Below are 15,257 nucleotides of genomic sequence, written 5' to 3'. Positions count from 1 at the left end.
TTATGATGGCTGTAAAAGTGATTATGCCGAAGCTTGGGATGGGGATGGAAGAAGGAACGGTTGTCGAATGGCTGAAGCAGGAAGGCGACGAAGTGAAAAAGGGAGATTCTGTTGCTGTCATCAGCTCCGATAAAATTGAAAAAGACGTCGAAGCACCGGAAGATGGGGTGCTGTTAAAAATTCAGGCTTCTTCAGATGACGTCGTAAAGGTGGGCGAGGCGATCGGGTTTGTCGGTGCCCCAGGAGAAGAAACGGATGCAACCGCTGCTCCGCAGGCTGAGCTTCACCAGGAAGCGCCGGATATGCCGACAGAAACGCCGCAGTCGATTCAGCAAACGCTGGAGCCAGTCGCTGCAAAAGCAGAGAAAAATGGCGGCAGAACCCGCATTTCACCAGCAGCCCGCAAGCTGGCAAAAGGACATAACATTGATGTGACGGGGATTCCGGGCACGGGACCGAACGGCCGTATTACCCGGTCAGATGTGGAACGGCATATGAACCATGAACCACAGCCGGCTGCTATGGCGAACCCGGCACCGGAAGCAGATGTGGAGCCGATGTCATCTCGTTCCTCCGCAGTTGGAAAGCCGCTTGCCGGCATGCGTAAAGTCATTGCGGAGCGCATGCTTGACAGTCTGCAGACGACCGCTCAGCTCACTATTACGATGAAAGCGGACGTAACCGATTTAATGACAATCCGCAAACAAATGAATGAGTCACTGGAAGAAAGCGGCGTGAAGCTGACACTGACCGATTTTGTTGCCAAAGCTGTGATCGCGTCGCTGAAAAAACATCCGGCGATGAATGCGACACTCCAAAACGGACGGCTCGCGCTGCACGAACGCGTTCATCTCGGCATCGCGGTGGCGCTTGACGGAGGCTTAATGGTGCCGGTCATTAACGACGCATGCTGCTGGTCGATGAAGGACTTATCCGAACGGATTCGCTCGAATGCCGATGATGTCCGGAGCGGCCGCGTTCAGGCCGAAACATTAAAAGGATCAACATTTACCATTACGAACCTCGGAAACTACGAAGTCGAGTACTTTACACCGGTGCTCAATCCGCCAGAAATCGGTATTCTCGGCCTTGGACGTGTGATGCCGGAAGCTGTTTTTGTTGGGGATGACCTGCAAAAACGAATGATCCAGCCGCTCAGCCTGACATTTGACCACCGCGCAATCGACGGCGCGCCGGCTGCTGCCTTTTTACAGACAGTGAAAACGCTGCTTGAGCAGCCGTATCGGATGCTTGCCGAATAACGACAATTACCTCCTGCATTCGCAGGAGGTTTTAGACTGTAGACAAATAAAATTTTTAACGGAATCTCCTTTTGTTTCTTCACATGAGAGCTGTTTTGACGGGAGCCGATAAGGCGGCGGGCACGCGGCTTCGCTTTCCATGGGGCGGGCTCTGGCAGATCCATCTTTTGCAGCAGCGGCAATGGCGCAAAAGTATTCAGAGATGTCCCTGGCGTGTGTTCAATAAATGCAGCCTATCACAGGACTTGCTTCCTCTCGCTGCTTTTCTAAAACATTTGGTGAAGCCGCACGGACGAAGACTCCTGCGGGACGTACAGTGAGTCGGGAGATCCCGCAGGCGCAGCCGAGGAAGCGCCTGCACTGCCCGCGGAAAGCGAAGTCCGGGTGGTTTCACCTATCGGCTCCAGGTAAAAAAACGAGCCTGCTTTTCTGAAAGATGCCTGCCTTTTTCGGCAATAGAAATTTTTAAAAAACGAATGTTGACTTTGTCGACAGTCTCTAACCTCCTGCATTCGCAGGAGGTTTCTTTTTCTCACCAATGGGAAGAAAATCGTACAAGGTGAGCAGATATCACACACAAAATTGAAAAGTCGCACAAGCAGCCGTTTAAGCTGGGTTGATCCGCCGCCGCCGTTCAATTGTAAATAAAACGGCACCTAAAATGCAGATTACCCCAGCAGTTTGCCATACAGTCAACGCATCTCCAAACACGAGCATCCCAATAAAAAGCGATACAACCGGCTCCGCTGTTGCTAAAATCGCTGCGCGGCTGGACTCCATTTTTGACAAACCTGCTGTGTACAAAATGTAAGCAAAAATCGTCGACAACATAACAAGACCGGAGGCGTTCATAAGGATGTCCAACTCCAACAGCTGCGACTGTAAAAAAGCATAAATCAAAAAATACGATGCTGACAATGCCTAAACTTGCAAAAAACGGCAGATCCCGCAGCCGGATTTTGAGCAAGTGCCACTTACAAAGTGCTAAAAAAGGAAATAAAACGAGCGCTGAACCCAATACCCGAAGTGCAACGACATCGATTGGTGTAAGTCCTTCTTTATAAAGTCCCTGTACAAATATGCCGATCATGCCCCATAGGGAAGCACCGGCTAAAACAACCGATGGCGCTTTCGCATTTATCTCTCCTGCTTCTCAATCTTATCGAAAAAAGATGCAAAATAACCTGTATTGAGATAAAATGTAAGAAACATGAGAAAAAGAGAAGGCAGGTATAAGCAGATGAAGACGGCCATTTTGACCGACAGCACAGCTTATCTTCCAAAAGCGCTGCGCGATGAACTGAATATTTTTATGATCCCGCTCAGCGTGATTTTTGGCGAGGATGCGTACCGTGAAGAATTTGACATCACGATGAAAGAGTTTTATGGAAAAATCAATGAGGGGGGCAAGCTGCCTACGACGTCCCAGCCGGTCATCGGTCACTTCGTTGACATGTACGAGCAAATTGCCAAGGAATATGATGCAGTGATTGGCATTTATTTATCAAGTGGTATTAGCGGCACGTATCAATCGTCGATGACGGCGGCCGATATGGTTGAGGGACTTGACGTTTATTCATTTGATACGGAACTGAGCTGCACGCCGCAGGCATTTTACGTCCTTCGTGCGGTTGAAATGGTGAAACAGGGCAAAATGCCAAGCGAGATTTTGGCCGAGCTGACAGAAATGAAGAAGTGGACGAAAGCGTATTTTATGGTGGACGATTTAAACCATTTAAAACGAGGCGGCCGGTTAAGCGGGGCACAGGCACTGATTGGCAGCTTGCTGCAGGTAAAACCGATATTGCATTTTGAAGACAAAGTAATTGTGCCGTTTGAAAAAATCCGGACGAGCAAAAAAGCGCTGAAGCGAATCGGCGACTTGTTTGAAGAAGAATATAACGAAGGAGACAAGTTTCAGGCTGTCATTATCCACGCCAACCGGGAAAACGAAGCGCGCATGTGGATGACAGAGCTAAAAAAACGGTTCCCGAACGCGGAATTCGGCATCTCAAGCTTCGGTCCGGTCATTGCGACGCATTTAGGTGAAGGCGCCCTTGCGATGGGCTGGACGAAAAAAAGTTCATAGATTTTAAAGTTGGTCACGAAACACGTCAATTGGCCGCGAACAGCGCTGATTGGTCACGAAAAAACAGAGTTAGTCACGAAATCAGCGGCGTCACAATATAAAAAAGCGCTCCGGCTGTTAACCGGAACGCTTTTTTTATTGCGGAATAGAGTTAAGTACGTCTGTAATCATCTGCATTTCTTCTGCATCAATGCGGTCTATGCTTGCAGCCCTTGTACCGCTAATTAAGTCACCGAAGCCTTGTTCATTCAGCTTTTTAATGACTTCGTTAATGAATGGACGGTTGTTTTGGACGAGATACGTTGTTTTCGTCCGGATCATTTGATCGAAAATCGCACTGCGCTGCATGCCGATCCGCTCAAGTGATTCCTGGTTTAGCAGCAAATCCAACAGCGTCAGAAGCTCATAGTCGCCACCGGCGAATGTTAAGTCCGGATTCACCTGATACCAAAGGTCGCCGTTTGAACGAACCCATTCCGGATACAAGTTTTCAATACCGGCTTTTAGTTCGCGCATCGTTTTCAAATACTTTTCGTCGCCCGTTTGTTCATACGCGACGATCAAGAAGCGCATGCCGCCGAGCACGTGGTTAAGCGAAGAGTGTGTTTTAGCAGAGCTAGACTTATAGTAATCTGAAATCACGTAGCTTGAAGACGTAACCGGAATGGTGTTGCCGAGCGCTTTTTGATTCACAAGGAAGTTGGCATACGATAAGTTGTCATCTTTCAATGACTCAATGCCAAGCGCTTCACCGGTATTTTTCAAAAACATCGCCGCGTTTTCATTTAAACGTGTATCGACATATGGTGCTGTTGTACTGTAGGCGTTTTTCAGCCATGTGCTCGTATATTCTGTATAAAAGAGCGGCTGTGTTCCTTTTGTCACTTCACCGCCGGAAAAGACATCCAGATCCGCAACCGAATTCAATACGATATCGTATAAATACCGGTCGTTATGCTGCTGATACGCGGTTAAATAAATACCGCCCTGCATCCGGTTAATACTGCGGCCATAACCCATCTTATAGCCCGGCTCAATCGACCACGGCAGTTTTGTATACGCGCCATCCGCCGTCAGCCAGTTATTAATGGAAATGTACTCCGCAATCGTGCGTTTAAACCACTCATTTCGTGTTGACTCGCTTTTAAATAATGACTGGTCCGAAACAAGTGCCCATGAATCGGAAATAGCTTTGCCGCGCACCGTCATGTTCATGCTTGCGGTTACGGTATTGTCTGCTTGGGCAATATCATAGCCTGCATACTCTTTGTCAAGCACATGAAGGCGGGAAACCGTTCCGTTTGAATAGGTTTGCTGCTTTGGAAGTGACACATAGTTTTTACCCATCATGACTTCGTTTTTCACAGTGGAGCCCTTTTTCACAGACAACACGCCAATCGGATGACTTGTTTCGTCAATACCAAATACATCGTGATGTTCTTGAACGACTGTCCCTTGATCACTATATTTGGCTAATGAATAGCTATCAGACTGTGAAAATGGCAATGAAACTGTTGCGGAATATGTATTGTCCGCATTGTGAGTGAATTTCGTAAATACGAACGTATCGCCATTTTCAAGCTTGCGAAGCGTGACACGAAGGGAGCCAAGCGGATTCGACGCATAGCCCATGTGATAGTAATAGTGATAATCAGTGGACAAAATATGTTTCTCGGTTTCATTGCGGATATAGGAAAGTGGTACACCGCGTGAATTCATTCGGACTTTTACATACTGAGATTCGTTTACTGGAACCATCACTTCTTGATTATCTGCCGGCTTCGGAATCTCAATCGGATCCTTGTCTTCACCAAGTAATCCAAGCTTTGTCATCATCCGGTGAATGAACACCGCAGATTCGCCGCGTGTCGCGACTTTAGACGGCAAAAATGCATTCTCAGCTGTCCCGTAAATTAATCCATAATGCGTCATTCGTTCAACAGCCGCATACGCATATCCGCCAATCTCTTTTGCATCTGTAAATGTAAGAGGTGACCGGTCTGTGTAACCGCCATCGAGACGCATAGCCCGATCAAGCATAACCGCTACATCTGACCGCGTAATCGCTTCATTTGGAAGCGCAAGGCCATCTGTTGTACCTGCAATAATACCTGCTTTTTTCGCTGCGGCAATTTCAGTATACAGCGTGCTGCCCGGGCCAACGTCTTTAAACGCAGTATCGCCGTCAGGCAGCTTAAGAGCCCGGACAAGATACGCCAAAAACTGGCCTCTTGTTACATTCGTATAAGGACGAAATGTTCCATCATCATAACCGGCAATGACACCTTCTGACACGAGTTCGTCAATTTCTGACTTTGCCCAATGACCTGATGTATCGCTGAAGCTCTGTGCCGACACGTGAAACACGAATGTGAATACGAGTAAAAATGCCGTCAGGCTTCCTCCAATTTTTCTCATAAAATCCCCTTTCTTTTTAACCACATATTACAAATAAAAGTATACCATATCAAAAAAATGCCCTAATGTTAAATTCCGATGACAATATGACAATGATTGTCATATTTAGATAAGACGCTGTATACTGAAGGCGAAAGGACGTGACCTATGACAAATTTTTCGTTTTTTTCCGGACGTGAATTAACAGATGAAGAAATACCGACAATTTCTGACCTTCATCTTTTTGCGGCCCGCCCCGGTTTATCTGACTTGCCACACTGCCACCGCTGCGGCAATACGTCAACTTTTTCCTCTCATCCATGCGCCCGCTGCGGCAAACGCTGCACATACTGCCGAAACTGTATTGAAATGGGCAAAATTTCATCTTGTACGACTCTTTATCGCTGGACCGGGCCCGAACCGGAGCATCCGGAAAAAGCTGGAACGCTGCATTGGTCCGGTATATTATCAACCGGACAAAAAATCGCTTCTGACAATGTATGGCGCGCTATACAAAACGAGAGCGAGCATACTGTCTGGGCAGTCGCCGGTGCCGGCAAAACGGAAGTGCTGTTTGAAGGAATCGCGGCGGCACTGTCTGATGGAAAACGCGTCTGCATTGCCGCCCCGAGAGCAGATGTTGTCCGGGAGCTGGCACCGCGTCTTGAAAAGGTGTTTCCAGACACACCGCCTGCCGCATTGTACGGAGGCAGCCCGGACCGCCACATATACAGCCCGCTTGTCATCTCCACCACTCATCAACTGTTCCGCTTTTATGAAGCGTTTGACGTCATGATCGTTGATGAAGTCGATGCTTTTCCGTACACGTTTGACCAATCTCTTCAATACGCCGTTCAAAAAGCACGCAAGCCGGATTCGTCGCTCATTTATTTAACCGCCACCCCAGAAACTTCGTGGCAGTCAGAAATCCAATCCGGCAGACGCGATGCGACGCTTATCCCAGCCCGTTATCATCGTAAGCCGCTTCCGGTACCGAACATGGTCTGGTGCGGAAACTGGAAAAAATCAATCGTTTCGGCATCTGTTTTAAATTGGGTCAAAGAAAAAGAAAAAGCGCTTATCTTTTATCCGCATATCGACGCGATGAATAAAGCGCTGCCGATTTTTAAAAACATAAACCCGCGCATTGAAAGTGTCCATGCGGCCGATCCGCTCCGAAAAGAAAAAGTCGAAGCGATGCGCCGGGGTGACGTGCCCATTCTGCTCACAACAACGATTTTAGAGCGAGGCGTCACGTTTCCAAGTGTCGACGTCGCAATTGTCGGTTCGGAAGACCGAGTGTTTACCGAAAGTGCGCTCGTTCAAATTGCTGGTCGGGCCGGGCGCAGCGCCAATTGTCCGACAGGTGACATTGTATTTTTTCATTACGGAAAAACGGAAGCGATGGTGCGGGCGATCAAGCAAATCAATGAAATGAATACGCTCGGACAAAAAAGGGGGCTTTTGGATCCGTGAGCCAATGTCTGCTATGCGAAAACGACACAGCGGTCCAGTCGTGGCGTGTTTTTTTTGGTGCCAAAGCCCCGGTTCTTTGCAACATCTGCCTCAATCAATTTGAAAAAATAGACGGTCCGTCATGTGAAGTATGTTCAAGACCTATGGATCAAAAAGGAATATGTCCCGATTGTGCTGCGTGGGAGAAAAATATTTTTAGTTCAAATCAATCTTTGTATCATTACAACGACGCCATGAAAGCACTGATCGCCCGGTTTAAATATCGGGGCGATTACGCATTGGCCGAACTATTCGCGGAAGACATTCAGGCGGCTGCCAAGAAAACGGCTTGTGATCTCGTTTGTGCGGTGCCGCTCCCGCCGTTACGCCTCGCTGAACGGCGCTTTAACCAGTCGGAAGCGCTTATTGAAATGGCGGGACTCTCGTCTACACCGCTTCTTGCCCGGCATGAATCGGACAAGCAATCCAAAAAATCGCGTGCCGAACGAATAGAGGCGGCGCAGACATTTTATCCGATTGGCAATGCTGCCGGTAAATCTATCCTTGTTATTGACGATATATATACGACAGGCGCGACCATTCGGCTCGTGGCGGAAGCACTTGGACAGGCAGGAGCGGTCTCTGTTAAAAGTATAACCATTGCGCGAAGCGGTTCTTGACATTTTGACATTCCGCTATGAGAATAGAACTACAGATTAAAGACTTGAGGTGAATGGGATGAATGAAATCGTTGACTGTCCACGGTGTGGCGCACTGTATGCGCAAAATGCATTTCGTGATGTCTGTCCAAAATGTTCTCGGTCGGAAGAAGAACTTTATCAAGCCGCCTACACATTTTTACGGAAACGGGAAAACCGCGCGGCGACAATTGAACGGATTATAGAAGTAACAGGTGCCACTGAAGGCATGCTTCATAAGTGGGTGAGAAAAGGCCGTCTGCAGCCGGCACAGTTTCCGAACCTTGGTTACCCGTGTGATCGCTGTGGCACTGTGATTCAAAAAGGAAAAATGTGCAGCAGCTGCCTGCAGGAAATTGAAACAGATTTGAAGCTGCACGACCGGCAGCAGGAATTCACCCGGGAGCGCAGCAAGCAGAACCAAAGAGCATATTTAGGAAAACGCTCAGACTAAACCCGCCATTTGGCGGGTTTTTTGCGCTAAAAAAATATGCAAAATTCCTCATTAAACATTTTCACCGTAAAGACGATATAATAAGCACAGGAATAAAAAAGAAAGCGAGGATACGGAGATGAAAATAAATCAGACACCCGGATTAAACGGGATCAATCCGTATCAGAAGCAGCTGAAACAAGCGGACGCGGCCAAAGCCGCCAGCCCGGCAGCCGGCGACAAGCTCGAAATTTCGAGCGCCGCCAAAGAGATGCAAGACTCATCAAGAATACTAGCTGAACGCCGCGAAAAAATCGCGCTTCTGAAAGAAAAGGTCGAGAGTGGCACATACAAACCGGATGCAAACGCAACCGCTAAAGCCATGCTCGACTTTTACGGAAAGCTGTAACCGTAACCGGATCGCCCACGAGATTTCTTTGGGCGATCTTTCTTTATGTACATACACAGGAAAAGGAGCCCGACTAATGAAAATTCAGCCACAAGCGACACTAACGCCCATTCAGCCGGCTGCTGCATCTACACAAGGAGAAAGTGCCGCAGCGTCCATTGAATCCATAGCGGGAACGGCCCCGAAAACGGAAAAACAGCCGCTGGAACTCGCCGTTTTCTCGGAAAAAGGAATGACGCTCACAAAAGAAGCCACCCAGGCCGTAAAGACGTTTATGGAAACAACACCTGGAACAGAAGCGGACAAGCTTGCCACGGTGAAGGCGCTGGCCGATAAAGGCATTATGCCTTCCGAATCATCGTTAAAAGCGGTACATGCTGCTTTGACAGGAACACCCTTTGGCAAGCAGGCGGCTGAGTGGCTGACGCAGTCGGGCATCGAATTTCCTGAAAATACACGCGCTGCGATTGAAAAAGCATTGCAGCTCGGGCGTACTCAAGAAGCGCTGCAATTGACCAAAAGCAATGATCTTTTCAAAGCAGTTGAATCAATTATCAAACAGCAAATGCCATCAAGTGCTGTGAAGGACGTAATGAAAGCGTTAGAGCCGATTTTAAAGCAGGCAGATAAAATGACCCAAATTGAGATGCAAAAAGCGGTCGAATCCGCATTAAAGCCTTTTCAAATCAGTCCAGAAGCGACCAAACAGATTCAAGCGGTAGTAGCGGATACGTCCGTAACAGACGCGGAAAAGCTGTTGAAAACAGCTATCAGCAAAGTAGAAGCGGCGATTCAAACACTTCTGAAGCAGCAGCCAAACAATCCACTGCTACAGCAATTAAACCAAAAAATTCAAAACGGTGAGCCGATTCAAATGATCGTCCAGGCGATTCGTACGTTGTTTACAGGGGACAGAGCTGTTGCGATCAAGCCGCTCGCCGAAGCACTACAGCTGGCAGACTTGGCACAGGCGAAAATGACCGCTTCTCTTCCTGCGTCCAGGATTATCATTCCGGAAACAAACGAAACTGAACCGTCACTGCCGCAAAAAGCAGCGGTCATGATTCAAAAAGAACCATCATTTGAACGGATTGCCTCTTTTATGAAAGATGCAATGCCAGAACTCGGGGGCACGATTGAAAAAGCGGAAGCCTTTATGGCCTCAGGGAAAGAATTGGCGGCGCGCAGTGAGCTTATGAAAGCGGTCGAACCGCTTATCCAGCCGCCTGTTGCGGACAGCGCGCCAGTGATCCCGGATGAACTATTCGCCCACGTGCCTCCTGCTTCGAAAACCGTCATCATGACGACGATTACGGAAAAAATGTCGCAGTCCGCGATTGATTTTAAACAATTTAAGCGCGACATTATGCGCAATTTGCAGACCGCTGAACTGCTGATCAAAACGCCGCAGCAGGCAAAACCTATTGTAGAAACCGCCATCAAGACACTCGACAACGCCATTTTAAAAGGCGATTTTATGCTGTATACCGATATGAAAACCGAAAAGCAATTAATGCAGGCGTCTCAGCAGTTAGCGGATGCACGCAAGCTGCTTGCTAAAGGTGACACGCCAGCAGCCGCCCGGATTGTTGCGGACGTTAAAGCGTTGATCGACAAAGTGACATTTAAACCATCCGACTCACGCGTCATGCACATGATCACGCAGGAACTGGCAGAGACGCCGCAGCGAAACCTTGCCGGAGCGATGGCCGGTCTTTACGAGACACCGAGTGCGAGAAATGTATTTGAACTCGTGCGTGCGACCGGTTTTAACTATGAACACGAGCAGGCTAATGCTTTATTAAAAGGAAAAGCAGAAGTGCCGAATGCGTTAAAACAGGCCCTGCTCGCGTCAATGGGCCAGCAGTCAGGCGGCTCCGGCGAACAGGCAGCTGCGAACTTAGCCGGCCAGCAGCTGTTAAGCAAGCCGGAGCCAGGCCTTCAGTCGATGATGATGTCCTTGCCATTTTTACTTGGCGGCCAGGCAGAAAACGTCAATGTTTTTATCCGTTCTAAAGATGCCGGCCAGCAGGTCGACTGGGAAAACTGTTCGATCCACTTTTTATTTGAAACGAAAAAACTCGGCCCCGTGGGCATGACCATTTCATCCGCAGACCGAAATTTGTCTGTGAAAGTTCAAAATGACCAAGAAGACTTCCAACAAAAAATGGAGCCGCTCACCGTCGTGTTGAAAGACCGTCTTTCAGACATCGGCTACCGTGTCGGTGCGGTGCAATTCGGCACATTCGCTAAAAAAGAAGAACAGGCAGAAGTGAAAACGGGGAAAACGTCATCGTCTTCGAAAGGGTTTGATTTCACGATATGAGCTATTACAACCAGATCAACCGCCGCAAGCTGAACGGTCCGTCGGCAGCGGTCATCCGCTACGAAGAAGGAAGCGCGCCGACTGTCGTTGCACAGGGAAAAGGGGCGCTCGCCGCCAAAATTCTGGAGCTCGCCGGCCAGCACGGCGTCCCGATGGAGAAGGACTCTTCTCTTTTATCGGAGCTGATCGACATCGACCTTGGCGATTCGATTCCACCTCAACTGTATTCCGTTATCGCGGAAATGCTTATTTTGATCGAAGAAATGGAATCCACGTATTAAATTCCGGCAAATTTTGCCGATACATACAAATGAGGTGACAAATGTGATCACAAAAGAAATGATTTATCAAAAAACACCGCAGCAAATTACGGCTCTCCTATATGAAGCAGGACTAAAGCAGTTTGAAGAAGCAGCAGCATGTTTAAAAAAAGGAAAGTATGCAGAGGCGAATGGCGCCATGCAGAAAATTAATGATATTACCGAGCGCCTCGGTGCCGGTTTGAACTATGAAGCGGGCATTATCGCCGACCAGCTCGACCACATCTATAACTTTATCGCTGATATGGTCATTCAAGCGAACATTCATAAAGATGCACAGCGGCTCGCGGATGCACAGCAGCTGTTTCAAACGATAGCAGATGCCTGGAACGAAGCATTAAAACATGCGCCGTCTAAACCGGCAGTCCGTAAACAAAATGCCTATGAACAAAATATCTTTGTCGAAGAACAACCGGAAAATACATTTGAAACGGGGAAATAATCGATGAGAATCAACCATAACATTCAAGCATTAAATGCTTACCGGAATTTAAATAATACAAACAATGCCACATCCAAAAGTCTTGAAAAACTATCTTCAGGTCTTCGCATTAATCGTGCGGCAGATGATGCAGCGGGTCTTGCCATCTCTGAAAAAATGCGCTCACAAGTCCGTGGTCTTGATATGGCAGAGCGTAATTCACTCGATGCTATATCGCTTATTCAAACAGCCGAGGGTGCTCTTGCTTCTACACATGATATTTTACAGCGGATGCGCGAGTTGTCTGTTCAAGCATCAAATGGTACGTTAGAATCTGAGGACCAGCAGGCAATTCAAGATGAAATTGATGCGTTAACTGACGAAATTGATCGCATTGCAAATGAAACAGAATTTAACGAAAAGAAACTTTTAGATGGAAGTATACCGGCTGGCGGCATTGAATTCCAAATCGGTGCTAATGCAAATCAAATGCTCAGTCTGGAAATCACGGCAATGGCCGCTTCTGATTTAGGTGTCGACAGCTTAGACATGATAACTGACCCTTCATCGGCTATTTCAACAATTGATGCAGCCATTTCAAAAGTATCTGAACAGCGGAGCAAGCTGGGTGCTGCTCAAAACCGGCTCGAGCACACAATTACGAATTTGCAGACAGCAAATGAAAACTTAACGGCTGCTGAATCCCGCATCCGTGACCTGGACATGGCGGAAGAGATGACACACTTTACAAAAAACAATATTTTGAACCAGGCGGGGCAGGCGATGCTCGCGCAGGCGAATCAGCTTCCGCAGGGTGTTCTGCAGCTTCTTCAATAAGCAAACGGGGTGAATCAGCATGGAAATACAGCGCGTAAATAAAGCTTCCGCATCCCGGACCGAACGGAAAGAAGAAACAGCGAAAGCATCCGTAGCGTTTACGGATGTAATCGCGGGTAAGCGCCAAAATGCCGCACTCGAAAAAATGACCGGCATGATGAAAGACATTGAAACGCAAGGCGAAAAGCTCGCTGAACACCGGACGATTGACGACTTGCGCAAATATAAAAAGATGGTCAAGGAATTTATGGAAGAAGCAGTGAATAGCGGCCTTCAGCTGGAAGAACAGCGCGGCTTTAACCGGCGCGGCCGGACGAAAGTATATAAAATCGTCAAAGAAGTCGACAGCCGGCTCACTCAGCTTGCTAATGACGTCATCAACAAAGAAAAGTCACAGCTTGATATTTTGAGCAAAGTCGGCGAAATTCAAGGCTTGCTTATTAACATTTACACGTAAAAGGGGGAGCGTCATGCTCATCATCGAAACGCTCGAAAAACAGCTGGCGCTTCATAAAAGCCTGCTTGGACTGGCATACGCCAAAACAGAAGCGGTCAAACAAAATAAAATGGACGAATTGAACCGGATTATCCGCGATGAGCAAAAGCATATCAGCGCGATATCGATTTTAGAAAAACAGCGCGCCTCTCAGTCAGATGGAACGATCATGGATCAGCTTTCACAGCTTCCAGAAGAAGAGCAGGAGCATGCGGCGCATCTTCGTGACGGACTGATGAGTGTATTGCTGGAATTAAAGAGGGTCAATGACTTAAATGCTGAATTGTTGGATCAGTCGCTTCAATTCGTTCATTTGCAGCTGGATTTGTTAGCCCCGCCGGATGCGGGGAATTACGCGCCTGAGGGTGATCAGAACGAGCCGTCTTCCGGGCCGGTATTTGATTCGAAAGCATAGGAGAGAAAATCATGACATCAACATTTATGGGACTTGAAACAGCGAAGCGCGGCATGTTTACGCAGCAAAGTGCTCTTTATACGACAGGTCATAACATTTCTAACGCGAACACACCAGGTTATTCACGTCAACGTGTTAATTTTCAGACGACAACTCCTTATCCGGCTGTCGGATTGAACCGCCCGGATATTCCCGGTCAAATGGGGACAGGGGTAGAAGCCGGTTCAGTTCAGCGTATTCGGGATGGATTTTTAGATGTCCAGTACCAGAATGAAAACACAAAGCTTGGTTACTGGAGCGCACGTGCAGATGCGCTTACAAAAGTGGAAGACATTATAAACGAACCGACCGATGAAGGTCTTGCTGCGACAATGACTGAACTGTGGAAATCGTTTCAGGATTTAGCGGGTGCTTCAGAAAACGAAGGCGCGCGCGGCGTTGTACTCGAACGCCTTCAAGCGGCAGCTGATACATTCAATTACTTGTCTGATTCATTGCATTCGGTCAAACAAGATTTCGGCAATCAAGCAGGCATCACCGTGAACGCAGCGAATTCCGTCATTGAAAAATTATTTACTGTGAATCAGCAAATTAGTGAAATAGAACCAAACGGTTATTTGCCAAATGACTTGTATGATGAGCGTGATCGTCTTGTTGACGAACTATCACAGTATATGAATGTATCCATTGCAAAAGAGCCGAGCGGAGGAAATGCGGTTGCTATTGCAGAAGGGATCTATACAGTCAGCATCATGGATTCGAGCGGTGCAAAAATAAATGTAATTGATAAAGAGTCATATTCATTGCTCAGTTTCGCTAATTCGACGAGCGTTGATACCTCTATTCCGGTCGGTAGCAATCGGGTGGATAACTTTTATTTAATTGAACACGACCGGGCAAACACACCAGGGGCGATAATAGAAGTGCCATTTGCTGATGCAAACGGCAGCCCGGTATTTCCAAATGGTGAAATCAAAGGGCTAATCGAAGCTTATGGCTATAAAGGAATGAAAGATACGGACGGTGACGGCACAGTCGAGGCAGCCACTGTCGGCATTTACCAGAATATGATTGATGAGCTTGATAAATTTGCTTACACATTCAAAACACTCGTGAATGATATTCATAAAATGGGGTTTGATGCAGAAGGAAATCCGGGTCAGGATATGTTCTTGACTAACGCAGCTGCGGCAGGCGAACCTGTTTACACAGGTGCCGCAAGCTCTTTAAGTCTGACTGGAATTACGACGAAACAAGTGGCAGCTTCGGCTGTCGGACCGGATGGAACGGTCGTGAACATTGGAGACGGAAACAACGCATTGAATCTTTCTAGTATTGGTGCCATGCTGCTGAAGCCAGGCAGCACGATCGATCTTTTAGGAACGGGCACAGACTACACGATTCCAGCAGACCTGCCAATTAAAACTGGATCGATGAATTCATTTTATGAAGGGGTCATCGGGCGTCTTGGCGTTGACTCACAGCAGGCCTCACGCATGGAGAGCAACGTAGAAGTACTGCGTGCATCGGTTGTCACAAATCGTGAATCTGTTTCTTCTGTCTCACTAGATGAAGAAATGACAAACTTAATTAAGTATCAGCACGCATACAACGGTGCGGCCCGCATGATTACCATCGTCGATGAAATGCTGGATAAAATCATTAACGGTATGGGCACAGGCGGCCGTTAATAAGGAGT

15 protein-coding genes are annotated in these 15,257 nt (G+C 47.7%); 13 read left to right on the top strand and 2 right to left on the bottom strand.

The window, feature by feature from the left end:
- Nucleotides 1–2 precede the first annotated feature (2 nt).
- A complete protein-coding gene (locus tag NLX67_RS02445) occupies nt 3–1,262 on the top strand; it encodes a dihydrolipoamide acetyltransferase family protein (RefSeq protein WP_309143100.1) in 1,260 nt (419 codons plus the stop codon).
- 606 nt (nt 1,263–1,868) lie between these two features.
- On the opposite strand, the gene NLX67_RS02440 is transcribed toward NLX67_RS02445, so the two are convergent.
- Complete coding sequence (locus NLX67_RS02440; protein ID WP_254310223.1) at nt 1,869–2,114, bottom strand: EamA family transporter; 246 nt, start codon at nt 2,112–2,114, stop codon at nt 1,869–1,871.
- A 388-nt stretch (nt 2,115–2,502) separates the two neighbouring features.
- Here NLX67_RS02440 and NLX67_RS02435 point away from each other — a divergent pair, with 388 nt between their 5' ends.
- On the top strand, nt 2,503–3,351 hold the full coding sequence (locus NLX67_RS02435; protein ID WP_254310222.1) for a DegV family protein: 849 nt from the start codon (nt 2,503–2,505) through the stop codon (nt 3,349–3,351).
- A gap of 135 nt (nt 3,352–3,486) precedes the next feature.
- Here the strand turns inward: NLX67_RS02435 and NLX67_RS02430 are convergent, their stop codons facing one another.
- Nucleotides 3,487–5,769, bottom strand: coding sequence for an S-layer homology domain-containing protein (locus NLX67_RS02430; protein ID WP_254310221.1), 2,283 nt, complete (start codon nt 5,767–5,769; stop codon nt 3,487–3,489).
- Between the two features lie 147 nt (nt 5,770–5,916).
- On the opposite strand from NLX67_RS02430, the gene NLX67_RS02425 reads away from it, so the two are divergent.
- The 11 genes from NLX67_RS02425 to flgK all read left to right on the top strand — a co-directional run bounded on the left by NLX67_RS02425 (nt 5,917) and on the right by flgK (nt 15,249).
- Nucleotides 5,917–7,224: an ATP-dependent helicase ComFA gene (locus NLX67_RS02425; RefSeq protein WP_254310220.1), complete on the top strand. Its 1,308-nt coding sequence runs from the start codon at nt 5,917–5,919 to the stop codon at nt 7,222–7,224.
- Nucleotides 7,221–7,883 (top strand): ComF family protein, encoded by a 663-nt coding sequence (locus tag NLX67_RS02420; protein ID WP_254310219.1) that lies wholly within the window; start codon nt 7,221–7,223, stop codon nt 7,881–7,883. Before NLX67_RS02425 ends, NLX67_RS02420 begins: the two co-directional genes overlap by 4 nt.
- 58 nt (nt 7,884–7,941) lie before the next feature.
- Nucleotides 7,942–8,355 (top strand): TIGR03826 family flagellar region protein, encoded by a 414-nt coding sequence (locus NLX67_RS02415; protein ID WP_254310218.1) that lies wholly within the window; start codon nt 7,942–7,944, stop codon nt 8,353–8,355.
- A 118-nt stretch (nt 8,356–8,473) separates the two neighbouring features.
- Nucleotides 8,474–8,743: a flagellar biosynthesis anti-sigma factor FlgM gene (flgM, locus tag NLX67_RS02410; RefSeq protein WP_046178133.1), complete on the top strand. Its 270-nt coding sequence runs from the start codon at nt 8,474–8,476 to the stop codon at nt 8,741–8,743.
- Between the two features lie 76 nt (nt 8,744–8,819).
- Nucleotides 8,820–11,069, top strand: coding sequence for a hypothetical protein (locus tag NLX67_RS02405; RefSeq protein WP_254310217.1), 2,250 nt, complete (start codon nt 8,820–8,822; stop codon nt 11,067–11,069).
- On the top strand, nt 11,066–11,350 hold the full coding sequence (locus tag NLX67_RS02400) for an EscU/YscU/HrcU family type III secretion system export apparatus switch protein (protein ID WP_254310216.1): 285 nt from the start codon (nt 11,066–11,068) through the stop codon (nt 11,348–11,350). Before NLX67_RS02405 ends, NLX67_RS02400 begins: the two co-directional genes overlap by 4 nt.
- A 43-nt stretch (nt 11,351–11,393) precedes the next feature.
- On the top strand, nt 11,394–11,831 hold the full coding sequence (gene fliS, locus NLX67_RS02395) for a flagellar export chaperone FliS (RefSeq protein ID WP_254310215.1): 438 nt from the start codon (nt 11,394–11,396) through the stop codon (nt 11,829–11,831).
- 3 nt (nt 11,832–11,834) lie between these two features.
- Nucleotides 11,835–12,647: a flagellin N-terminal helical domain-containing protein gene (locus NLX67_RS02390; RefSeq protein ID WP_254310214.1), complete on the top strand. Its 813-nt coding sequence runs from the start codon at nt 11,835–11,837 to the stop codon at nt 12,645–12,647.
- A 19-nt stretch (nt 12,648–12,666) separates the two neighbouring features.
- Nucleotides 12,667–13,104, top strand: a complete 438-nt coding sequence (locus tag NLX67_RS02385; protein ID WP_254310213.1) for a YaaR family protein — start codon at nt 12,667–12,669, stop codon at nt 13,102–13,104.
- A 13-nt stretch (nt 13,105–13,117) separates the two neighbouring features.
- Nucleotides 13,118–13,558 carry a flagellar protein FlgN gene (locus NLX67_RS02380; RefSeq protein WP_254310212.1) on the top strand — a complete coding sequence of 147 codons (441 nt, stop codon included), beginning with the start codon at nt 13,118–13,120 and terminating at the stop codon, nt 13,556–13,558.
- A gap of 11 nt (nt 13,559–13,569) precedes the next feature.
- On the top strand, nt 13,570–15,249 hold the full coding sequence (gene flgK / locus NLX67_RS02375) for a flagellar hook-associated protein FlgK (RefSeq protein ID WP_254310211.1): 1,680 nt from the start codon (nt 13,570–13,572) through the stop codon (nt 15,247–15,249).
- The last annotated feature ends 8 nt before the right edge of the window (nt 15,250–15,257 follow it).

It is taken from the genome of Domibacillus sp. A3M-37 (assembly GCF_024213455.1).
GTDB classification, from domain to species: Bacteria; Bacillota; Bacilli; order Bacillales; family Domibacillaceae; genus Domibacillus; species Domibacillus tundrae.
Note: the sequence above shows the minus strand (reverse complement) of the source record. Positions and strands in the feature narration are given on the sequence as shown.

What these genes read in the sequence shown, in the direction of transcription:
- NLX67_RS02385 (WP_254310213.1), top strand. Translation starts at nt 12,667, where the DNA reads ATGGAAATACAGCGCGTAAATAAAGCTTCCGCATCCCGGACCGAACGG.
- NLX67_RS02390 (WP_254310214.1), top strand. Translation starts at nt 11,835, where the DNA reads ATGAGAATCAACCATAACATTCAAGCATTAAATGCTTACCGGAATTTA.
- NLX67_RS02405 (WP_254310217.1), top strand. Translation starts at nt 8,820, where the DNA reads ATGAAAATTCAGCCACAAGCGACACTAACGCCCATTCAGCCGGCTGCT.
- NLX67_RS02425 (WP_254310220.1), top strand. Translation starts at nt 5,917, where the DNA reads ATGACAAATTTTTCGTTTTTTTCCGGACGTGAATTAACAGATGAAGAA.
- NLX67_RS02415 (WP_254310218.1), top strand. Translation starts at nt 7,942, where the DNA reads ATGAATGAAATCGTTGACTGTCCACGGTGTGGCGCACTGTATGCGCAA.
- NLX67_RS02440 (WP_254310223.1), bottom strand. Translation starts at nt 2,114, where the DNA reads ATGAACGCCTCCGGTCTTGTTATGTTGTCGACGATTTTTGCTTACATT.
- NLX67_RS02445 (WP_309143100.1), top strand. Translation starts at nt 3, where the DNA reads ATGATGGCTGTAAAAGTGATTATGCCGAAGCTTGGGATGGGGATGGAA.
- NLX67_RS02380 (WP_254310212.1), top strand. Translation starts at nt 13,118, where the DNA reads ATGCTCATCATCGAAACGCTCGAAAAACAGCTGGCGCTTCATAAAAGC.
- NLX67_RS02400 (WP_254310216.1), top strand. Translation starts at nt 11,066, where the DNA reads ATGAGCTATTACAACCAGATCAACCGCCGCAAGCTGAACGGTCCGTCG.
- NLX67_RS02435 (WP_254310222.1), top strand. Translation starts at nt 2,503, where the DNA reads ATGAAGACGGCCATTTTGACCGACAGCACAGCTTATCTTCCAAAAGCG.
- NLX67_RS02430 (WP_254310221.1), bottom strand. Translation starts at nt 5,769, where the DNA reads ATGAGAAAAATTGGAGGAAGCCTGACGGCATTTTTACTCGTATTCACA.
- flgK (WP_254310211.1), top strand. Translation starts at nt 13,570, where the DNA reads ATGACATCAACATTTATGGGACTTGAAACAGCGAAGCGCGGCATGTTT.
- flgM (WP_046178133.1), top strand. Translation starts at nt 8,474, where the DNA reads ATGAAAATAAATCAGACACCCGGATTAAACGGGATCAATCCGTATCAG.